The sequence below is a fragment of the Micromonospora sp. NPDC049114 genome, from assembly GCF_040648635.1.
GTDB lineage: Bacteria > Actinomycetota > Actinomycetes > Mycobacteriales > Micromonosporaceae > Micromonospora.
The window spans coordinates 1,342,925-1,362,426 of the sequence record NZ_JBEZEA010000001.1 but is presented as its reverse complement, the minus strand read 5'-3'; the positions used below and the strand labels follow the sequence as shown (position 1 = coordinate 1,362,426).

Below are 19,502 nucleotides of genomic sequence, written 5' to 3'. Positions count from 1 at the left end.
CGCTCACCAGCCGAAGGTGCGGTCGACGGCGTCGAGCACCCGGTCGAGGTCGGGCAGGTACTCCTCCTCCACCCGGGCGGCCGGGTAGGGGGTGTCGAAGCCCGTGACCCGCAGCACCGGCGACTCCAGGGAGTAGAAGCACTCCTCGGTGATCCGGGCGGCCAGCTCGGCGCCCAGGCCGATGTTGGACGGCGCCTCGTGCACCACCACCGCGCGGCCGGTGCGCTTCACCGACTCGTACGCGGCGGCGAGGTCCAGCGGGGACAGCGAGCGCAGGTCGATGACCTCCAGCTCCCGGCCGTCCTCGGCGGCGGCCGTCGCGGCCTCCAGGCAGGTCCGCACCATCGGCCCGTACGCCAGCACCGTCACGTCGGTGCCGGGCCGCACCACCCGGGCCGAGTGCAGGGGGTACGCGTCGGAGAGCGGCGCGTCCAGGTCGACGGGCCCCTTCTCCCAGTACCGCCGCTTGGGCTCCAGGAAGACGATCGGGTCGTCCGAGGCGATGGCCTGCTGGATCATCACGTACGCGTCCTGCGGGTTGGCGCAGGTCACCACCTTCAGGCCGGCGGTGTGGGCGAAGTACGCCTCCGGCGACTCGGAGTGGTGTTCGACGGCGCCGATGCCACCGCCGAACGGAATCCGGATGACCATGGGGATGCTGAGCCGGCCGCCCGAGCGGTAGTGCATCTTCGCGACCTGCGACACGATCTGGTCGTACGCGGGGTAGACGAAGCCGTCGAACTGGATCTCGCAGACCGGCCGGTAGCCACGGATGGCCAGGCCGACGGCGGTGCCGATGATGCCGGACTCGGCAAGCGGGGTGTCGATCACCCGCTGGTCGCCGAAGTCCTTCTGGAGCCCGTCGGTGATCCGGAAGACGCCGCCGAGCTTGCCGACGTCCTCGCCCATGATGACGACCTTGGGGTCGGTCTCCAGGGCGCGGCGCAGGCCGGTGTTGAGTGCCTTGCCGAGGGTGAGCGTCTCCGTGGCCATCAGTGGGCGCTCCCCTCGAACGACTCCATGTACCTGTTGAACTGCGCACGCTGCTCGTCGAGCAGCGGAGACCCGTTGGGGTAGACGTTGTCGAACATCGTCACCGGCTCCGGGTCGGGCATGGTGAGCACCCGTTCGCGCAGGTGCACCGCCTCCCGGCGGGCCTGCTCGTCGACCTCGGCGAAGAAGGCCGCGTCGGCGATCTGCTGCTTCTCCAGGAACGCCTTGACCCGCAGGATCGGGTCCTTGGCCTGCCAGGACTCCACCTCGCTGGCGATCCGGTAACGGGTCGGATCGTCGGAGGTGGTGTGCGCGCCCATCCGGTAGGTGTACGCCTCGATCAGGCTCGGGCCCTGCCCGTGCCGGGCGTTGTCCAGCGCCGTGCGGGTGACCGCGTACGACGCCAGCACGTCGTTGCCGTCCACCCGTACGCCGGGGAAACCGAAGCCGGCGGCCCGCTGGTAGAGCGGGACGCGGGTCTGCCGCTCCAGCGGCTCGGAGATCGCGTACTGGTTGTTCTGGCAGAAGAAGACCAGCGGCGCGTTGAACACGCTGGCCCAGACGAACGCCTCGTTCACGTCGCCCTGGCTGGTGGCCCCGTCGCCGAAGTAGGCGATCGCTGCCTCGCCGTCGTCGGTGCCGACCTTGCCGTCCATGGTGATGCCCATGGCGTATCCGGTCGCGTGCAGGGTCTGCGCGCCGATGACGATCGTGTACATGTTGAACTTGAACTCGTTCGGGTCCCAGCCGCCCTGGTCGACGCCGCGGAACAGACCGAGCGGCATGATCGGGTCGATGCCCCGGCAGTAGAGGACGCCGTGCTCCCGGTAGGTCGGGAAGGCCATGTCCTGCGTCCGCAGCGCGCGCCCGGAGCCGACCTGCGCGGCCTCCTGGCCGAGGAGGCTGGCCCAGAGGCCCAGCTCGCCCTGCCGCTGGAGCGCGGTCGCCTCGGCGTCGAGCTTGCGGACCAGCACCAGGTCGCGGTAGAGCCCGCGGTACTCCTCGTCGGTGAAGTCGACTCGGTACTCGGTGCCGTCCGGCCCGGTGGCGCTGTCGATCCGCTCGCCTTCGGGGGTGAGCAGCTGCACCAGCTCGGGGTCGCCGGTCGCGCCCTTCTTGGAGCGGGGAGCTGCCCGCCTGCTGCGGGTGGTGCCCCCGGGGTCGCCCTTTGCCATCGGTCTCTCCCTGTCGTGTCTGCGTCGGCACCGGGGGATCACCCGGCCACGCAACTCGTGCGCCTGCCCGGCTGCTGCCGGACCGGTTCCTGGCGGCCGCGCCTAGCCCCGGTGGGGGTTGCCGCGCGGCGTGAGCCGGGTTCTGGCCGAACCCGGATCGGGAGCGCCGGCGCCGGGCCGCGCCTGCCGCGAGGGTGCGCGGAGGTCACGGCTGCGTTGCCGTCGTGCTCCATATTCGCAGAGCAGGTGAGCGCGCCCACAGTACGCCCGCCTCGCATTCCGACCGCCTACGGTTTGATGTTCTTTGTCGCTATCGTGCCGGCCTGCGTCCACCGGGCGTTCCGGTGCTGATTCGTCACCGTTCGGTCAGTGCCGCGTGTCGACACGCGGTGGATGTTGGCTGACGGAGGGTGACTGGGCGAGGCTGATTACCGCAGGAACGTGCCGATCGGGTGATTAGCCGGATTCCGCCGGTGAGCGCCCGGCGAGTCCTTCAGGCGGCGACGACAAGGGGTGTGCGGTGGACGAGCCAGGTGACGGTCCCGGCACACCCATGCTCGGCCGCCACCGGTCGCCGGGCGGCTACCGCCGGGTGATCGGGTCGCACCGGGCACCCGGCGCGGGCGGGCCCTCCCGGGGTTACCTGCTCACCGTCGCCCTGTTGGCAGGCACCGCGTCGATGCCCGTCCTCGCCGCGGTCAGCGCGGGCTCGGCCACCCCGGGCAGCAGCGCGTTACCGGACACCAGCACTCCGTTCATCCCGACCCCGTCGGTCGGGCCGGTGGTCATTCCGATGCCGGTGACCAGTCAGCCGCCGCCGATCGCGTTGCCGTCACCGGGCACACCCAGCGCCGGTCCGACCGCGACCGCCGACTGGGTGCCCGCCGCTCCCTGGCGTCTCCCGGACGAGTCGTGGTCCGGCCCGAGGGCCGACGACCGGGTGCCCGCCCCCCGCGAGGTGCCCGCGCCGCCAGCGCCGCGACCCACCCGGAGCGCCCCGCCGGCCGCACCGCCGCCCCCGCACCCGGCCAGCCCGTCGCCGTCGCCGGCACCGACCGCGTCACCGGACCCGGACCCGACCGGAACGTCCAACCCGAGCCCGTCGCCGACCGATCCGTTGACACCGACCACGAACGACCCGTCGACACCTACAGCGACCGACCCGGCAACACCCTCATCGACCGACCTGCCGACGGCTACGGCCGTCCCCACCAGCACCCTCTCCGCGCCGGCAAGCCCCGCCGCACCACGGGCGACGCCGAGCCCGCCCGAGCCCACCACCGCGCCCACGCCGTCACCACCGCACAGCGCCCCGGCCGCCCCGGTTCTGGCCGCCGGGCCTCGGTGATCAAGAGGTTCGGGTCAGGAATCGGGGTCGCGGTGACGCAAACTTCTTGATCATCACGGTGAGCGGCGACCGGTCGTGGTGGTCCCGCGCCTCCCTGGCTCACCCCGGCGGTACGGTGACGAGCAGGCGGTGGTCGGCGGTAGGCGCGTACCGGAGGGGGTGGCGTGGGCGGCGGTGTGGAACCCCGCCCGGTCGCCGTCCGGCCCGGTCCGGGGCTGCGGGTCGCCCGACTGGTCACCGAGCTGACCGCCCCGGCAGTGCTGGTGTCGCTGCTGATGATCGCCGTGAGCTGGCACAGCAGCCGGGGCAGTGCCCGCGGTCTGCTCTGGGGTCTGCTCGCGACGTTCTTCGTCACCGGCATCCCGTTCGCCTACATCGTCGGCGGGGTCCGCCGCGGTCGGCTCACGGACCACCACATCGGCCGTCGGGAGCAGCGCCGGGTGCCGCTGCTGGTCGGCCTCGGCTCGGTCGCCGCCGGGCTCGCCCTGCTCGTCGTCCTCGGTGCGCCCCGGCCGTTGCTGGCGCTGGCGGTGGCCGGGCTGGTCGGCCTGGTGGTCGCCGTGTCGGTGAGCCACTGGTGGAAGATGTCGATCCACTCGGCGGTCTCCGCCGGCACCCTGGTCATCCTGGCGCTGACCTTCGGGCGCGGGTTCCTCGTCGCCGCGCCGCTGTTGGGCGTGGTCGGCTGGTCCCGCGTACGCCTGCGGGACCACACCGTCGCGCAGGTGCTCGCCGGCGGCGCGCTCGGCGCGCTCATCGCCGCCGTCGTCTTCGGTCTGCTGCGCTGAGCCGCCGTCGCCGGGCGGGCGGCGCGGTGCCGCCCGCCCGACGGTCGTCAGGCGCCGTCGTCGGCCAGGCGGTGGCGGTTCGCCTCGATCCACGCGTCCAGCGCGGCCGGGTCGTCCGGGTCCACGCCGTCGGCCATCAGTTGCGCGACCGCGGCGGTGGCCGGGCTGCGCCGCTCGCCGGTCGAGTAGAGCCGGGCGAACTCCGGCACCATCTCCTCGATCGCCTCGTCGGTGCGCGTCGCGGCCGCCTCGGGCAGCCCGCGCTGCCGCGACGCGTACCGGGCCCAGGCGCGCAGCACCCGGGGCAGCATCGCCGCGTCGTCCATGTCCAGCACGGCACGGCGGTGCACCCAGTCGAGCAGGAAGAGCCCGGACACGGCCGGGCTCCACCGCATCGGGTCGGCGTCCGGGAAGCTCGCCGAATGGTCCAGCAGCAGGCTCAGGCAGAAGTGCAGCGAGGCGAGTTCCGGGCCGTCGACGCTGTCGAGCCCGAACCGGGCGGCCTCCGGCGCCGCCAGGAACCGCCGGACCAGGTCGGTGCGCTCGGCGGCGGACAGCGGCTCTACCTCCGCCGGGCCGGTCGGGTCGGCGGCCGTGGGGAGCAGCGCCAGCCGGGCGCCGACCAGCGCGCGGTCGGTGGCGAGCGAACCCTCGCCGGGCAGCTCGGTCAGGTCGTCGGTGACCGAGAGGTGCCGGGCCACCTCGCCCCGCAGCCGGGACGGGTCCTCGGTGCGGAACCAGGTCAGCTCGTCGTCGGCGCACATCTGCCGGACCTGGTCCAGGATCCGCTCCGCCGGCCCGCCGACGAAGATGTCCTTGGTGATCCCGATGTTGTGGTCGATCAGGGCCACCAGGGCGTGCTCCGGGCCACCGGCCGCGTCGTCGTACGCGAACGTGGCGAGGTACGAGGTCTGGTCGCCGTACACGTCGCCGTACGCCCAGCTGCCGGTGAGGTGCACCCGGCCGAGCTGCCCGGACCAGGCGGGCGCCTGGCTGCCCGGACGCACCCGCTCGGAGCCCTCGGCGGTCGGGACGAGCGTGGCGAAGACCTGCCGGATGGTGGTCGCCGCCGCGATCCGGCGGCGGGCGGTGGCGGCGAGGAACCCGGTGACGAACTCCCGCACGGCGGTGTCGCGGTCGGTCTCCGCGATCGAGTAGACACTGCCCAGCAGCGCGCTGCCGAGCATCTCGGCATCCAGGGCGGACTCCAGCTTGGTCACGTCGCGTGCGGCGTGCAGCACCGCGTCGTAAGGGGTCTGAGGCGTGGCCATGCTTCGACCCTACGCCGGTCGGGGCGTACGCAGAGGCGTCAGCGGCGGGCGGCGTCCCGCAGCGCGTCGCGTGCCTGCGCGTAGGAGGCCAGCACGATCCGCACCGGGGCGAGCACGTACTCCTCGCCGACCTCGGCGACCCGGACCGTCAGCCGTTGCCGGGCGCGGGCCCGCGCCCGCTGAGCGGCCCAACGCACCACCGGCCGGGTCAGCGCCGCCACCAGCAGCCCGGCCAGCAGGCCACCGAGCAGCAGCACGGTCGGCATGGGCACCTGCCCGACAGTCGGGTTGTCCAGCGCGGGCAGGCCGAGCGCCCGCAGCGCGTAGCCGAGCGCCAGCCAGCCCAGGCCGACGAGGGCGGCCAGGGTGACCAGCCACTGCACACCCCCGACGACACGCCACCACACCGGCTGACGGTCCAGGCCGAGGTCCGTGCCGGCGATCGCGCCGTCCAACGCGTCCGGTAGGTCGTCGAGACGGGACCGGGCCGCGGAGGTGACCGCCGTCGGCCAGGCCGCGGGCAGACCGCTGGCGGCCCGGTCAGCCACCGCGCGGATCGCCAGGCCGAGCGCCGAGCGCTGGGCGGCCGTCGGATCGGGCACCGAGGTCGCCGCGACAAGGCTCTCCGCCGGGTCGGCTCCGCCGCCGGTCGGGCCGGGCAGGTGCAGCCGGCGCAGCGGGTCGGGTCGGAGCCGGCGCCAGCCCCGCACCACAGGCCAGCCGGTCGCCGCGCCGGCCCGATGCCGGTACGCCCGCTCCACCGCCTCACTCACCGCCGGCACACCTGCCGTGCCGGCCAGCGCCCGGTTCAGCGCGGCGACGCTCGCGTCGTCCGGGCCACCCGCCGGTCGGGCCGAGCCGACCAGCTCGTCCAGCCCGGCGACCACGGTGTCGACGTCGCCGGCCAGTCGACGCAGGGCGGCCTGCCGCTCGGCGACCGTACGCTCCAGCGCGGTGCGCAGCCCGACCATCCCGGCCGGGTCGATGGCGGTGGTGGCGAGCAGTGGCACGCCGGTCAGCCCGTCGGTGTCGAGCAGCCGGCGGAGGTCGTCCAGGACGCGGGGCAGCTCGGCCGGGGGCAACCGGTCGGCCTGGTTGAGCACGACGAGTGTGACGTCGCGGTGCCGGTGGAACTCGCGCAGGTAGCTGTCGTGGATGACCCGGTCGGCGTACTTCTGCGGGTCGACCACCCAGACCACCTGGTCGACCAGGCCGAGCAGCCGGTCCACCTCCAGCCGGTGGGACCGCTGCACCGAGTCGAAGTCGGGCAGGTCGAGCAGGATCAGCCCGTGCAGCGCCGTCTCGTCGTCCCCGTCGAGCGCGCTCTCCCGGACGAAGCGATGCCGGGGCAGCACCCCGGTCCAGTCGAGCAGCCGGTTGGCGCCCTCCAGCGGCCCCCACACGCACGCGTGCGTGACGCCGGTGGTCGGTCGGCGGACCCCGACCGGGGAGAGTTCCAGCTGGGCCAGCGCATTGAACAGGCTGGACTTGCCACTGCCGGTGGCGCCGGCGAGGGCCACCACGGTGTGGTCGCGGGACAACGCGAGCCGGGTGCCGGCCCGCTCGACGAGGGTGTGCGCGGGCACCAGCTCGGCGTCCGGCAGCAGGCCGTCGACGGCGGTCAGGAACCGGCGTACGGCGTCCAGGCGGGCGATCAGCGCGTCGGGGTCGACCCGCTGGTCACCGCGGAACGCCTCGCGTACCCGGCCGGCGATGTTGGTCACCGCGAACCCTCCTCGTCGCCGACCGGCAGGGCGCCGTCGCCGGTGGCCAGGCCGCTGCGGTGCCGGGCCAGCTCGACCCGTCCGGCGGCCCGGCGCAGCGCGTCACCGGCCGCCTCGGCGGGCCGGGCTTCGGCGGTGCGGGCCAGGAACCGCTCGGCCTCCGCGTCCAGCAGCGTCCGGACCCGCGCCACCAGGTCGACCCGGGCCTTGGCGGCGAGGGTACGCACCGCCTGGTCGCCGAAGATCGCCTGGAGGACGGCCTGCGCGGCGACAGTCGTGCCGGCCCCAGTGGCCAACTCCAGCCCGGTGGGGATGAAGGCGGTCGAGGCGAACACGGCGATCATCACGGCCAGCCCGGTGGCGTTCACTGCGTAAGCGGCGGTGCGGGCCACGAACCGCTTGTCGCCGCCCTCGACCCGGACCAGCTCCAGCACGCCGCGTTGCCAGTCGCGGACCATCCGTTCGGCGCGTTCGGGCAGGTCGTCGCTCGGGTGGGCGAGCCCCGGCTCCAGCAGGTCCGCTCCCGCCGGGTGTGCCTTCCACCCGGTGTACGCGGATTCGGCGGCCTCGGACGCGACGCCCCGCAGCAGGGTGACGAGCTGCGACTCGATGGCGTTGCGCAGCTCGGCGGCCGGCGCGGGCCGACCGGTGACGGCGGCCACCACCCGGTCGCGGAGTCGCCCGATGCGGGCCTCCAGCGTGCGGAAGAACTCGCCGGTGCCGACGAACTCCTGCCAGCGGGCCAGGACCTCACCGCGGAGCAGTCGACCGTCCTGCAGGCCCTGCTCGACGGTCCGCTCGGCTCCCCGGTACGCGGCCCGGACCCGTTCGTCCAGCCCGTCGGCGGCGGTGACCTGCTCGTCGGCCGCGTCGGCCAGCTCCTCGACGGCGGGGTGCAGGGCGGCCAGCGCGCCGTCCAGGGTCTGGCGGACCACCGCCGCGCGGGCGTCGGCGTCGGCGGCCAGCCGGGCGAACCAGTCGGCCAGCGGCGCGGTGGCCCCCTCGGGCAGCAGCCCCTGACCGTCGACCCAGGTCTCCGGGAGGACGAACAGCGGCGCCCGGCCCAGATCCTGCGCGGCGAGCATCTCGGCCAGGTGGGCGGCGATCTCGTCGCTGGCCTCGGCGGGCACCCGGTCGAGCACCATCGCGATCACGGCGCCCCGGGCCCGCGCGCTGCGCAGCAGCTCCCACGGCACCGCGTCGGCGTACCGGGCGGCGGTGGTGACGAAGAGCCAGAGGTCGGCGGCGGCGAGCAGTTGGCTCGCGAGCGCCCGGTTGGCGTCGACGACGGAGTCGATGTCCGGTGCGTCGAGGAAGGCCAGACCCGGCGGCAGGGCGGGGGCGGTGACCAGGTGCAGGGAGCGTGGATCGTCGCTCGGCTCGGTGGTGCGGGTCAGCCCGGGCAGCAGGTCGCCCTGCCGGAACCAGGACGCGTCGGCCGGGTTGCAGACGAGCACCGGGGAGCGGGTGGTGGGCCGCAGCACACCTGCGGCGCTGACCCGGGCCTTGACCAGGCTGTTGACCAGGGTCGACTTGCCCGCGCCGGTGGAGCCGCCGACCACCACGAGCAGCGGGGCGTCCAGTCGGGCGAGCCGGGGCAGCAGGTAGTCGTCGAGCTGGTCGGTGAGGGCGCTCGCGGCGTGCCGGGCGGCCTTGGCGGAGGGCAGGGCTAGCGGATAGCGGGTCGCGCCGATCGCGGCCCTCAGGCCCGACAGCGCGCCGGGGAGGCTGTCGTCCCCGGTGGTGGCGGGCGGCTCCTCCGCGGCGTCCGGCGGGCCGGTGCGGGCTGCGACGGCGGGCACGCCGGAACGGGTGGCGGAATCGCCGTGCGTCGTCACCGCTAAAGCGTGCCCGACCGATGCAAGGGAAGACAACCGGACGGTAATAACGGCTGGGTTGCGTCGGGTCGGCTCAACTCGACTTGACGATTCGCCAACGCGTGGCACTATTGAGTCAAGTTCACTCAACTTGTGGTGGGGTCCGCTGCGGGCGGCGCCCGCCGAGCAGTCGCGGGCGGTGCCCGCCACCTGCACAACCTTACGAAGCGAGGAAGCGAAGATGGCACGTGCGGTCGGTATCGACCTCGGCACGACGAACTCCTGCGTCAGCGTTCTCGAGGGCGGTGAGCCCACCGTCATCGCCAACGCTGAGGGCTCGCGGACGACCCCGTCGATCGTCGCGTTCGCCCGCAACGGCGAGGTGCTCGTCGGTGAGGTCGCCAAGCGCCAGGCGGTGACCAACCCGGACCGGACGATCCGTTCGGTCAAGCGCGAGGTCGGCACGAACTGGTCCGTCGACATCGACGGCAAGAAGTACACCCCGCAGGAGATCTCGGCCCGGACGCTGATGAAGCTCAAGCGGGACGCCGAGGCGTACCTGGGCGAGCAGATCACCGACGCGGTGATCACCGTCCCGGCCTACTTCAACGACAGCCAGCGCCAGGCCACCAAGGAGGCCGGTGAGATCGCCGGCTTCAACGTGCTGCGGATCGTCAACGAGCCGACCGCGGCCGCCCTGGCGTACGGGCTGGACAAGGGTTCCAAGGAGCAGACCGTCCTGGTCTTCGACCTCGGCGGCGGCACCTTCGACGTGTCGCTGCTGGAGCTCGCCGAGGGCGTCATCGAGGTCAAGTCGACAAGCGGTGACAACCACCTCGGTGGCGACGACTGGGACCAGCGGATCATCGACCACCTGGTCAAGACGTTCCGCGGCGAGCACGGCATCGACCTGGGCCAGGACAAGATGGCCCTCCAGCGCCTCCGTGAGGCCGCCGAGAAGGCCAAGATCGAGCTGTCCGCGGCCACCACGACCAACATCAACCTGCCGTACATCACCGCCGGCGCGGCCGGCCCGCTGCACCTCGACGTGACGCTGAGCCGCGCCGAGTTCCAGCGGATGACGCAGGACCTGCTGGACCGCTGCAAGGGCCCGTTCGAGCAGGCCGTGAAGGACGCCGGGATCAAGATCTCGGACGTCGAGCACGTCATCCTCGTCGGTGGTTCCACCCGGATGCCCGCCGTGACCGACCTGGTCAAGCAGCTCACCGGCCGCGACCCCAACAAGGGCGTCAACCCGGACGAGGTCGTCGCCGTCGGCGCCGCCCTCCAGGCCGGTGTGCTCAAGGGTGAGGTCAAGGACGTCCTGCTGCTCGACGTGACCCCGCTGAGCCTGGGCATCGAGACCAAGGGCGGCATCTTCACCAAGCTCATCGAGCGCAACACCACCATCCCGACCAAGCGCTCCGAGGTCTTCACCACGGCGGACGACAACCAGCCGTCGGTGCTGATCCAGGTGTTCCAGGGTGAGCGGGAGATCGCGGCGTACAACAAGAAGCTCGGCACCTTCGAGCTGACCGGCCTCCCGCCGGCGCCGCGCGGCGTGCCGCAGATCGAGGTCGCCTTCGACATCGACGCCAACGGCATCGTCAACGTGCACGCCAAGGACCTCGGCACCGGCAAGGAACAGAAGATGACGATCACCGGCGGCTCGTCGCTGCCGAAGGACGACATCGAGCGGATGCGCCGGGACGCCGAGGAGCACGCGGAGGAGGACAAGCGCCGCCGCGACGACGCCGAGACCCGCAACGTGGCCGAGGCGCTCCAGTGGCAGACCGAGAAGTTCCTCGCCGAGAGCGGCGACAAGCTGCCCAGCGAGAACCGGGAGCAGCTCAACGAGGCGCTCGGTGAGCTGCGGGGCGCCCTCGGCGGTCAGGACATCGAGAAGATCAAGACCGCCCACGAGAAGCTGGCGCAGGTCTCCCAGCAGGCTGGTTCGCTGCTCTACTCCCAGCAGGCCGAGCAGGGCCAGCAGCCGGGTGGCGAGGCCGGCCCGGGTGCGGCAGGTGCGACCGGTCCGCAGGCCGGCGCCACCGGTGGCGCCGACGACGTGGTCGACGCGGAGATCGTGGACGAGGACGGCAAGAAGTGACCAACGGCCTCCGACACGTATCCACGGCGAAGGGATGAGGTAGCCGCATGACGCAGAAGCCACGAGCCGCCGACCCGGGCGACACCGGGTCGACGCCGGGTGGCTCCGCGCCCACGGAGCCGACCACCGGCGACGGGGAGCGGGTCGTCATCCGCAACAACCGCAAGCTCACCGACACGTCGGAGCCGGAGGGCACCGCCGCGGACGCGGGCAGCGACGTACCGGCCGAGGGCCTGGTCGAGGACGCCGAGATCGTGGTCGACGAGATCGAGGTCGAGGTCAACGCCACCGACGGGCCGGAGCCGTCCGGCCCGCCGGTGGTGGACGCCCCGGCGCAGCCGGTCGACGGCGGCGGGGTCGGCACGTCGCTCGGCGCCGAACTGGAGGCGCTCCGGGCCGAGCTGGACGAGCGGACCAGGGACCTCCAGCGGGTGTCGGCGGAGTACGCCAACTACCGCAAGCGGGTCGACCGGGACCGTGCCCTGGTGCAGGAGCAGGCGACCGGCTCGGTGCTGGCCGCGCTGCTGCCGATCCTCGACGACCTGGACCGGGCTCGGGAACACGGCGACCTGGTCGGGCCGTTCGGAACGGTGGCGGAACAGCTCACCACCGCGCTGGGCAAGTTCGGCCTGAACGCCTTCGGCGAGCAGGGCGACCCGTTCGACCCGACCCGGCACGAGGCGGTCGCGCACCAGACCTCGGCCGAGGTCAGCGAGCCGACCTGCGTGCAGGTCATGCGGCGCGGCTACCAGCTCGGTGAGCGGCTGCTGCGCCCCGCGCTGGTCGCGGTCGCGGATCCGGAATAGTGCGAGACAGTGACCGGGCCGTCCCGTCCCCCGCACCGCGGTGGACGGGACGGCCGGGCCACGACTGTCGGAAGGGGGTGGTGGACCGGTGAGTTCGAAGGACTGGCTCGAGAAGGACTTCTACGCCGTGCTCGGCGTGGACAAGGCCGCCTCCGCGGATGACATCAAGAAGGCGTACCGCAAGCTGGCCCGGGAATCGCACCCGGACCACAATCCGGGCGACCCGAAGGCCGAGGAGCGGTTCAAGGCCGTGTCCGAGGCGTACAACGTGCTGTCGGACGCCGGCCGTCGCCGGGAGTACGACGAGATGCGGTCGCTGTTCAGTTCCGGCGCGTTCCGGCGTAACGCCCGGGCGGGCGGCCAGCCGGGCGGGGTGCCGTTCGACGTTTCCGACCTGTTCGGTGGTGGTGCCGGCGGTGGTGGTGACCGCCGCTTCGGCGGGGCCGGCTTCCAGGACCTGTTCAGCTCGATCTTCTCGGGCGGGCAGGCCGGTGGGCAGGCCGCTCCGCGTGGGCCCGCGCGCGGCCGGGACGTGGAGACCGAGGTGGCTCTGGACTTCGGCGACGCGGTGCGCGGGGTGACCCTGCCGCTGACGTTGCGCGCCCCCGGTGTCTGCGACACCTGCCACGGCAACGGCGCCAAGCCCGGCACCCAGCCGCGTACCTGCCCGGTCTGTCACGGGGCCGGGGTCACGACCCGCAACCAGGGGTCGTTCAGCTTCTCCGAGCCGTGCGGTAACTGCCAGGGCGTCGGCACCGTGGTGGAGGAGAAGTGCCCGGAGTGCCACGGCAGCGGCGGGGTCACCAAGACCCGCACGATGAACGTGCGCTTCCCGGCCGGTGTGGCCGACGGGCAGCGCATCAGGCTGGCCGGGCGCGGTGAGCCCGGTGAGCGTGGTGGCCCGGCCGGCGACCTCTTCGTACACGTCAAGGTCCGGCCGGACGAGCTGTTCGGGCGTACCGGAGATGATCTGACGTTGACCGTGCCGGTGACCTTCGCGGAGGCCGTGCTCGGCACGGACCTGCGGGTGCCCACGCTCGACGGCGCGGTGACGCTGCGGGTTCCGCCCGGCACGCCCAGCGGGCGGGTGCTGCGGGCCCGGGGCAAGGGTGTGGTCCGCCGCGACGGGCAGGCGGGTGATCTGCTGGTCACCCTGGACGTGGTGGTGCCGGCCCGGCTGTCGGACGAGGCGCGGGCGGCGCTGGAGGCGTTCGCCGAGCAGAGCCCGCCGGCGGCGCGGGAACATCTCGACGCCCGGGTGCGTCGGGTCGGTTAGTCCGGTGGGATGGACGCGGAGGTGAGCGGGATGTCGGGCGAGTTCCTCGGTTCGGGTGACCCTGCCTACGAGGCCAAGGTGCTCATGATCTCGGTGGCGGCACGGATGGCGGGGATGCACCCGCAGACGCTGCGCCAGTACGACCGGTTGGGGCTGGTGCAGCCCGGCCGGGCTGCCGGCGGTGGCCGTCGGTACAGCGTCCGGGACGTGGTGCTGCTGCGCGAGGTGCAGCGGCTCAGCCAGGACGACGGGATCAACCTGGCCGGCGTCAAGCGGATCATCGGGCTGGAGCGGTTGCTGGAGCAGGCGCAGCAGCGGGTCGCACGGCTGGAGGCGGAGCTGGACGCCGCGTACCGCCGGGTGGCCGAGCTGGAGTCGCTGGCCCGCTTCCCGGGCCAGGATCTGGTACCGACCAACCGCACGTCCACCGCGCTGGTGGTCTGGCGTCCCCGCCGTACACCCGACCGCTGAACCTGCTTCTCGGCCTGGTCCGTGCCGGAATTTCCGGCGCGGGCCAGGCCGTTTCCGTTAGCCTGTCGATACGGGTCCTATCGCCTTAATTCGGGCCTATCGGCGCGGTTGGGGGAGCGATGACGGAACCGGCGAAGAAAGTGGCCCAGCAGACGGAGGACCGGCTGGAAGACCTGGCCGACACCGTCCGGGAGAAGTTCGACAAGGTGACCGAGGGCAGTTTCCGGGACCGCATCAGCGAGGGGCGGTTCGCCGAGCAGTCCGACGGCGACCACCGCCGAGCCGAGACCGAGCGCAAGCAGGACTGATCCGGTAACCGACGTGCGGGCCGGGACCCACGGGGGGTCCCGGCCCGTTCGCCTCTGCTTGCTTGCTTAGCCGGGACGCGGCCTCAGCCGAGGCGGCGGTTCTCGCGGACCAGGCCGCCCTCGCACCAGTCCCGGTAGACGAAGAGATCCGGCCGGGCCAGCAGGACGCGGCCGTTGTGCGCCCAGATCCTCATCAGCTCGTCGCCGTCGCGCTCGGCCTGCTCGACCAGCTTGCGGAAGCGGCGCTTGGGATGGGCCCGGAAGTTCGTCCGGATGCCGTCCGCGGCGTAGATGTAGAGGCAGTGCAGCGCGAAGCGCCGCGCGGGGCAGGTCGGGTCCATCGCCAGCTCGAAGAGCGTCAGCACCAGGCGGTCGCCGGAGACCAGGAGGTCCCAGTCGGGTGGCATGGAGGACAACGGCACCGAATCGGGCTGGTACGCCCAGGCTCGCAACTCCGCCGGCGTCGGATCGACGGGGTTGGCAAAGCCGTGGAACGTCGACTCCTGCACGCTCACCGGCCAACCTTCCGCTCTCGCCCGCGTCTGGCAACGCTGCCTGCGGACCGTGGCTGCTGGGGCGAAACGGTAACCCGCCGCCGGGTGCTGCGGTAGTACCCGCAGGGAGCAATTCGGCATCCGCCGGCCGGCCCGGCCCCGAACGGCCGTTCGGGTGTCCTGGCCAGCGCCGCCACCGCGCCCACCGGGGCGCGGCGGCGGCGCTGAGCGTCAGTCGTGGACCGGCACCGGCTCCCGCCGCTGGGCCGCCGCGCGGTTGCGCAACCACCGCTTGAACCACGGGAAGTCGGGCAGTCGAGCCAGGATCGGCCCGGTCACCACGGTGATCAGGACGTACGTCGCGGCGAGCGCGGCCAACCGCGGCTCGACGCTACCGGCCGCCACCGCGAGCCCGGCGATGACGATCGAGAACTCTCCTCGGGGTACGAGGGCCAGTCCGGCTCGCCAGCGACCGGGTTCGGCGATGCCGACGCGGCGGGCCGCGAGGTAGCCGGTAAGCGTCTTCGTCGCCATGGTGACCACGGCCAGCGCGAGCGCCGGCAGCAGCACCGGCGGGATCTCCCGTGGGTCGGTGACCAGACCGAAGAAGACGAAGAACACCGCGGCGAACAGATCCCGCAGTGGCGAGAGCAGTTCGGTGGCGTGGTGGGCCACCGGACCGGAGAGCGCGATGCCGACCAGGAACGCGCCGACCGCCGCCGACACCTGCAGCTTCGCAGCGATGCCAGCGATCAGCAGGGTCAGGCCGAGTACGCCGAGCAGCAGCGCCTCCGGGTCCTTCGCCGACAGGGCGGACGAGATGAGGTGGCCGTACCGGATGGCGACCACCAGCACGATCAGCACCGTGGCCACCGCGACGGTGAGCGCGATGCCGCCGCCGAGCAGGCCGGTGCCGGCCAGTACGGCGGTGACCAGCGGCAGGTAGAGCGCCATCGCCAGGTCTTCGATCACTAGGACCGAGAGGATCACCGGGGTCTCCCGGTTACCGAGGCGGCCGAGGTCGGCGAGGACCTTGGCGATCACCCCCGAGGAGGAGACCCAGGTGATGCCGCCGAGCACCAGGGCGGCCACCCAGTCCCAGCCGAGCAGCAGGGCGAAGATGGCGCCGGGTAACGCGTTGAGGACCCCGTCGATCAGACCGGCCGGTGCCGCCGAGCGGAGGTTGCCGACGAGCTCGTTGGCCGAGTACTCCAGGCCGAGCATCACCAGCAGCAGGATGACGCCGATCTCGGCGCCGACCGCGAAGAACTCCTCGCTGGCGGCGAGCGGAAGCAGCCCGCCGTGCCCGAAGGCGAGCCCGGCGAGCAGGTAGAGGGGGATGGGCGAGAGGCCGACCCGGCGGCTGAGTCGGCCGAGGAGCCCGAGCAGCAGCAGCAGCGCGCCGACTTCGACGAGCAGTGTGGTGGATTCGTGCATCCGCCTCAGCCGTCCGGGTCACTGTCGGCGAGGATGGCGGACACGCCGTCGAGACCCTGACGGGTCCCCACGACGACCACCACGTCACCGGCCGCGAAGCGGAAGGATGGCTCGGGCGACACGTTCACATTGCCGTCGCGCAGCACCGCCACGATCGAGGCGCTGGTGCGGGTGCGAGCCTTGGTGTCACCGAGCATCCGGTTGACGTACCGCGAACCGGCCGGGATGGCGATCTGCTCGGTGAGCAGACCGGCAGCCTGCTCGCGCAGCCCGGACAGCTGACCGAGCATCAGCGACGCGCCGAGGATGTCGGCCAGCGCCTCCGCCTCGTCGTCGGTCAGCGGGATGTCCGCCTGGCAGGAGTCGGGATCATCCGGGTCGTAGAAGACAAGATCACGGCGGCCATTGCGGTGGGAGACCACGCCCAGGCGGCGTCCGGACTCCGTCACCAGATCGTGGCGTACCCCGATCCCCGGTAAGGCGGTCTGCTCGACACGTACTCGCACCCGCCCAGGCTACCGCGAGGTGAACGGCACACAGATCTTGGAAGGTTCCGCCCGGCGCCCTTGATCAACACGAGATCGCCGATATCGCGGTATCCCCGGCGGCGGGACACCCCGGGATCAGCGATCCCGTGTCGATCTACTTGGGGTCGGTGACGTAGGTGCCCTTGCCCTGGTGTCCCTCGATCAGGCCTTCGGCCTGCAGGATCAGCAGGGCCGACCGGACGGGCTCGGCGGACACGCCGTAGTGCGCGGTCATCTCGCGCAGCGAGGGCAACTTGTCACCGGGCGAGTATTCGCCCGAGCTGATCTTGTCGCGGATGTCCTGTGCGATGCGCTGACGGTCGGAAATTCGGGGCATCGGGCAACTCCTGGTAGGCCCCAAGATCCTCCCATGCGCTCGACCGGTAGGCCAACACTTTGCGTGCTAAGCATGGTCACTGCTTGTCCTACAATGCTTTGCATTGTATGTTGACCTCACGGACGCTCGGGAGCGGAAAGCCTGGTAGGCAACCGGCCTCCTCGGCCGGGTCGTCCGTGTCACCGCTGGCACGGCCGTGCGCTCCCCTCGGGTGACCGGCCGTGCCAGCGATCCCTGCGAGGAGGACGACGCTCATGCCTGACCTGGTACGACGCTGATGACCGGGCGGTTCGTCATCCACCTGCCGATCTCGGCGCCCGATCTGGCGCGGGCCAAGATGCTGGGTCGGACGGCCGGACGCTCGCTGGCCTTCCTCGCTCGGATCGACCTCGGCGGGATCACGGTCTCCACCGAGGACGATCAAGGGGTTCGGCACTGGGTCTTCTGCGACCGGCGGCTGGATGGTGGTCGTCGCTGCGTGCTCCGGGCTGACCACGAGACGCCCTGCACCGCCCGCCTCCCCCGCCGGGCCGGCGGCTGACGGCGGCCACTGCCGGAGTTGATCGACTCGGTTTCGGCGATATCGGGGTGTCCGGGGGCCCGGATGCCCCGGTTTCCAGGAAGACGTGTCGATCTACCGGCCGTGCACGCGCCAGCGCCCGCCCCGGAGACGGGCGGGCACTGGCGGCACGGGCCTGGTCAGCGGAGGCTGGCGAAGAACTCGCGGATGTCACCGACCAGCACGCCGGTGGCCTGGTGAGCGGCGTAGTGACCGCCGACGTCGCCGCGTCCATCGACGTCACTCTCGTACGCCGTCCAGCGGACGATGTTCGCGTGGTCCCGTTCGGCGAAGCGGCGGATGGACTGGAAGTCGCCGGGGAACATGGCCAGCGCCGTCGGTGTCGTGGTCGGCTCGGACGGCTGCTGACCGGCGTGCGCGTCCTCCCAGTAGAAGCGGATGGCCGAGGCGGCAGTGCCGGTGAACCAGTAGAGCGCCACGTTGGCTAGGACGAAGTCGTCGTCCAGGCTCTCGTCGAAGAGTTGCGCGTTCCAGGCGAGCAGCCCGACGGGCGAGTCGGCCAGTCCGTACGCCAGGGTCTGCGGCTGCTGGCTGTGCACCTGGTTGAAGGAGAACTTGTTCTCGTAGAACCACTGGAGGTGTCCGAGCGCCGCCTGGTCCGCCTCGGACAGCCCGGCGAACTCGGCCGGGTCGCCGGACGGGAACGAGAAGAGTTGGGTGACGTGCACGCCGAGGACGTGCTCGGTGTCGATGCGGCCCAGCTCCGGCGCGATCATCGAGCCGGCGTCGTTGCCGACCGCGCCGTAGCTGTCGTACCCCAGGCGGTTCATCAGCTCGGCCCACGCGCGGGCCGTGCGGAAGCGGTTCCAGCCGGCGCTGCGGGTGGGGCCGGAGAAGCCGTAGCCGGGCAGCGACGGGATGACCAGGTGGAAGGCCGGCGCGGCCGGGTCGGTCGGCTCGGTGAGCGGGCCGATCACGTCCAGGTATTCCAGCACCGAGCCCGGCCAGCCGTGGGTGAGCACCAGGGCGGTGGCGTCCGGCCGGGACGACCGGACGTGCAGGAAGTGGATCTGCTCACCGTCGATCTCCGTGACGAACTGCGGGTGGGCGTTCAGCCGGGCCTCGACGGCCCGCCAGTCGAACCCGTCCCGCCACCTGTCGGCGAGCGCGCGCACCCGGCCGGCGCTCATCCCGTACGCGTCGCCGGCGCCGGGCAGCTCGGCCGGCCAGTTCGTGCGACCCAGGCGGGCGGCCAGGTCGTCGAGGGCGCTCTGCGGGATCTCGACGCGGAACGGACGGATCGCGGTGCCGGTCATCTCGAACTCCTTCGGAACGGAATGTTTCGTTCTGCAACGACAGTAGCAGACCGGAACGATCCGTTCCACTGCTATCCTCTGGTCATGTCGACGACGCCCCCCAAGGCCCTGGCCGGTCGCCGTGCCCAGGCCGCCCGCAACGACGAGGTGATCCTCGAAGCCGCCCGCGCGGTCTTCCTCGACGACCCGAAGGCGCCGATCGCCGCCGTCGCGGACCGCGCGGGCGTCGGCATCAGCGCGCTCTATCGGCGGTACGCGGGCAAGGAGGCCCTGCTGCGCCAGCTCTGTCACGACGGGTTGCGCCGCTACATCGCCGTGGCCGAGGAGGCGCTCGCCGAGCCGGACGACTGGACCGCGTTCGCCGGGTTCCTCGCCGCTGTGGTCGACGCCGACGTGCACTCGCTCACCGTCCACCTGGCCGGCACCTTCACGCCGACCGAGGAGATGGGTCGGGACGCGCTGCGCGCCGGCGAGCTGGCAACCGCCCTCGTCGAGCGGGCGCACGCCAGTGGGCGACTGCGGCCCGACGTGGTCGTACAGGACCTGGGGCTGGTGCTGGAGGCGTGCGCGGCGGTGCGCGTACCCGATGCGGAGCGGACCGCCCAGCTGCGCCGCCGGCAGCTCGCGGTGCTGATCGGCGGCCTTTCGACGACGCCGGACTCCGACCCGCTGCCCGGCCCGCCCCCGGCGGCCGGGGAGTTCGACTGGCGGTGGCGGCTCCGGGAGTGACGGCCGTCACAGCGGTAAGGTTGAGCGGAATACGCTCAACTCTGGTTGTGTCCAA

The 19,502-nt window shown here is 72.4% G+C and carries 20 protein-coding genes; 8 read left to right on the top strand and 12 right to left on the bottom strand.

Translation table 11 applies throughout. The features are described 5' to 3' along the window. Positions 1-3: 3 nt before the first annotated feature. The 4 genes from AB0B39_RS06505 to AB0B39_RS06490 form a co-directional block, all read right to left on the bottom strand. The gene (locus AB0B39_RS06505; RefSeq protein ID WP_234583103.1) at positions 4-993 is read right to left on the bottom strand and encodes an alpha-ketoacid dehydrogenase subunit beta; all 990 of its coding nucleotides are present in this window, start codon (positions 991-993) and stop codon (positions 4-6) included. After that, a complete protein-coding gene (pdhA, locus tag AB0B39_RS06500; protein WP_357573659.1) occupies positions 993-2,168 on the bottom strand; it encodes a pyruvate dehydrogenase (acetyl-transferring) E1 component subunit alpha in 1,176 nt (391 codons plus the stop codon). The genes AB0B39_RS06505 and pdhA overlap by 1 nt, the downstream gene beginning before the upstream one ends. 639 nt (positions 2,169-2,807) lie before the next feature. Then, entirely contained in the window at positions 2,808-2,957 is a 150-nt protein-coding gene (locus AB0B39_RS06495; RefSeq protein ID WP_357491515.1) for a hypothetical protein, read from the bottom strand. Between the two features lie 18 nt (positions 2,958-2,975). Continuing rightward, positions 2,976-3,458 carry a hypothetical protein gene (locus AB0B39_RS06490; protein WP_357573658.1) on the bottom strand — a complete coding sequence of 161 codons (483 nt, stop codon included), beginning with the start codon at positions 3,456-3,458 and terminating at the stop codon, positions 2,976-2,978. 222 nt (positions 3,459-3,680) lie between these two features. On the opposite strand from AB0B39_RS06490, the gene AB0B39_RS06485 reads away from it, so the two are divergent. Then, the gene (locus AB0B39_RS06485; RefSeq protein WP_357491511.1) at positions 3,681-4,304 is read left to right on the top strand and encodes a phosphoesterase PA-phosphatase; all 624 of its coding nucleotides are present in this window, start codon (positions 3,681-3,683) and stop codon (positions 4,302-4,304) included. Between the two features lie 47 nt (positions 4,305-4,351). On the opposite strand, the gene AB0B39_RS06480 is transcribed toward AB0B39_RS06485, so the two are convergent. From AB0B39_RS06480 to AB0B39_RS06470, 3 genes are read right to left on the bottom strand one after another with little or no spacing between them, the layout of a single operon-like run. Beyond that, positions 4,352-5,575 (bottom strand): hypothetical protein, encoded by a 1,224-nt coding sequence (locus AB0B39_RS06480; RefSeq protein ID WP_234583107.1) that lies wholly within the window; start codon positions 5,573-5,575, stop codon positions 4,352-4,354. A gap of 38 nt (positions 5,576-5,613) precedes the next feature. Continuing rightward, complete coding sequence (locus AB0B39_RS06475) at positions 5,614-7,299, bottom strand: GTPase (protein ID WP_357573657.1); 1,686 nt, start codon at positions 7,297-7,299, stop codon at positions 5,614-5,616. Further along, on the bottom strand, positions 7,296-9,137 hold the full coding sequence (locus tag AB0B39_RS06470) for a GTPase domain-containing protein (RefSeq protein ID WP_357573656.1): 1,842 nt from the start codon (positions 9,135-9,137) through the stop codon (positions 7,296-7,298). The genes AB0B39_RS06475 and AB0B39_RS06470 overlap by 4 nt, the downstream gene beginning before the upstream one ends. A gap of 220 nt (positions 9,138-9,357) precedes the next feature. Between AB0B39_RS06470 and dnaK the strand changes: the two genes are divergently transcribed. The 5 genes from dnaK to AB0B39_RS06445 all read left to right on the top strand — a co-directional run bounded on the left by dnaK (position 9,358) and on the right by AB0B39_RS06445 (position 14,087). Beyond that, on the top strand, positions 9,358-11,226 hold the full coding sequence (gene dnaK / locus AB0B39_RS06465) for a molecular chaperone DnaK (protein ID WP_234583110.1): 1,869 nt from the start codon (positions 9,358-9,360) through the stop codon (positions 11,224-11,226). Positions 11,227-11,273: 47 nt separating this feature from the next. Then, entirely contained in the window at positions 11,274-12,032 is a 759-nt protein-coding gene (gene grpE / locus AB0B39_RS06460) for a nucleotide exchange factor GrpE (RefSeq protein WP_357573655.1), read from the top strand. Between the two features lie 88 nt (positions 12,033-12,120). After that, positions 12,121-13,308 carry a molecular chaperone DnaJ gene (gene dnaJ / locus AB0B39_RS06455; protein WP_234583112.1) on the top strand — a complete coding sequence of 396 codons (1,188 nt, stop codon included), beginning with the start codon at positions 12,121-12,123 and terminating at the stop codon, positions 13,306-13,308. Between the two features lie 30 nt (positions 13,309-13,338). Continuing rightward, entirely contained in the window at positions 13,339-13,779 is a 441-nt protein-coding gene (locus AB0B39_RS06450; RefSeq protein WP_234583207.1) for a helix-turn-helix transcriptional regulator, read from the top strand. Between the two features lie 119 nt (positions 13,780-13,898). Next, positions 13,899-14,087 (top strand): hypothetical protein, encoded by a 189-nt coding sequence (locus tag AB0B39_RS06445; RefSeq protein WP_357491502.1) that lies wholly within the window; start codon positions 13,899-13,901, stop codon positions 14,085-14,087. Positions 14,088-14,170: 83 nt separating this feature from the next. Here AB0B39_RS06445 and AB0B39_RS06440 read toward each other — a convergent pair whose 3' ends face one another. The 4 genes from AB0B39_RS06440 to AB0B39_RS06425 form a co-directional block, all read right to left on the bottom strand. Continuing rightward, positions 14,171-14,602: a hypothetical protein gene (locus AB0B39_RS06440; protein ID WP_234583114.1), complete on the bottom strand. Its 432-nt coding sequence runs from the start codon at positions 14,600-14,602 to the stop codon at positions 14,171-14,173. 210 nt (positions 14,603-14,812) lie between these two features. Continuing rightward, positions 14,813-16,018: a cation:proton antiporter gene (locus tag AB0B39_RS06435; protein ID WP_234583115.1), complete on the bottom strand. Its 1,206-nt coding sequence runs from the start codon at positions 16,016-16,018 to the stop codon at positions 14,813-14,815. Between the two features lie 5 nt (positions 16,019-16,023). After that, positions 16,024-16,524, bottom strand: coding sequence for a TrkA C-terminal domain-containing protein (locus tag AB0B39_RS06430; protein WP_234583116.1), 501 nt, complete (start codon positions 16,522-16,524; stop codon positions 16,024-16,026). Between the two features lie 136 nt (positions 16,525-16,660). Beyond that, positions 16,661-16,882, bottom strand: a complete 222-nt coding sequence (locus AB0B39_RS06425; RefSeq protein WP_357491499.1) for a winged helix-turn-helix domain-containing protein — start codon at positions 16,880-16,882, stop codon at positions 16,661-16,663. 277 nt (positions 16,883-17,159) lie between these two features. Between AB0B39_RS06425 and AB0B39_RS06420 the strand changes: the two genes are divergently transcribed. Next, entirely contained in the window at positions 17,160-17,423 is a 264-nt protein-coding gene (locus AB0B39_RS06420; RefSeq protein ID WP_357573654.1) for a hypothetical protein, read from the top strand. Between the two features lie 158 nt (positions 17,424-17,581). On the opposite strand, the gene AB0B39_RS06415 is transcribed toward AB0B39_RS06420, so the two are convergent. Beyond that, positions 17,582-18,718: an epoxide hydrolase gene (locus AB0B39_RS06415; protein ID WP_357573652.1), complete on the bottom strand. Its 1,137-nt coding sequence runs from the start codon at positions 18,716-18,718 to the stop codon at positions 17,582-17,584. Between the two features lie 84 nt (positions 18,719-18,802). On the opposite strand from AB0B39_RS06415, the gene AB0B39_RS06410 reads away from it, so the two are divergent. Further along, positions 18,803-19,447, top strand: a complete 645-nt coding sequence (locus AB0B39_RS06410) for a helix-turn-helix domain-containing protein (protein ID WP_357573651.1) — start codon at positions 18,803-18,805, stop codon at positions 19,445-19,447. Positions 19,448-19,502: the final 55 nt, after the last annotated feature.

Excerpts from the sequence above, each read along its gene's own strand:
- AB0B39_RS06435 (WP_234583115.1), bottom strand. The coding sequence starts at position 16,018 with ATGCACGAATCCACCACACTGCTCGTCGAAGTCGGCGCGCTGCTGCTG.
- AB0B39_RS06420 (WP_357573654.1), top strand. The coding sequence starts at position 17,160 with ATGACCGGGCGGTTCGTCATCCACCTGCCGATCTCGGCGCCCGATCTG.
- AB0B39_RS06415 (WP_357573652.1), bottom strand. The coding sequence starts at position 18,718 with ATGACCGGCACCGCGATCCGTCCGTTCCGCGTCGAGATCCCGCAGAGC.
- grpE (WP_357573655.1), top strand. The coding sequence starts at position 11,274 with ATGACGCAGAAGCCACGAGCCGCCGACCCGGGCGACACCGGGTCGACG.
- AB0B39_RS06445 (WP_357491502.1), top strand. The coding sequence starts at position 13,899 with ATGACGGAACCGGCGAAGAAAGTGGCCCAGCAGACGGAGGACCGGCTG.
- AB0B39_RS06480 (WP_234583107.1), bottom strand. The coding sequence starts at position 5,575 with ATGGCCACGCCTCAGACCCCTTACGACGCGGTGCTGCACGCCGCACGC.
- AB0B39_RS06450 (WP_234583207.1), top strand. The coding sequence starts at position 13,339 with ATGTCGGGCGAGTTCCTCGGTTCGGGTGACCCTGCCTACGAGGCCAAG.
- pdhA (WP_357573659.1), bottom strand. The coding sequence starts at position 2,168 with ATGGCAAAGGGCGACCCCGGGGGCACCACCCGCAGCAGGCGGGCAGCT.
- dnaK (WP_234583110.1), top strand. The coding sequence starts at position 9,358 with ATGGCACGTGCGGTCGGTATCGACCTCGGCACGACGAACTCCTGCGTC.
- AB0B39_RS06495 (WP_357491515.1), bottom strand. The coding sequence starts at position 2,957 with ATGACCACCGGCCCGACCGACGGGGTCGGGATGAACGGAGTGCTGGTG.
- AB0B39_RS06505 (WP_234583103.1), bottom strand. The coding sequence starts at position 993 with ATGGCCACGGAGACGCTCACCCTCGGCAAGGCACTCAACACCGGCCTG.
- AB0B39_RS06425 (WP_357491499.1), bottom strand. The coding sequence starts at position 16,882 with ATGCCCCGAATTTCCGACCGTCAGCGCATCGCACAGGACATCCGCGAC.
- AB0B39_RS06410 (WP_357573651.1), top strand. The coding sequence starts at position 18,803 with ATGTCGACGACGCCCCCCAAGGCCCTGGCCGGTCGCCGTGCCCAGGCC.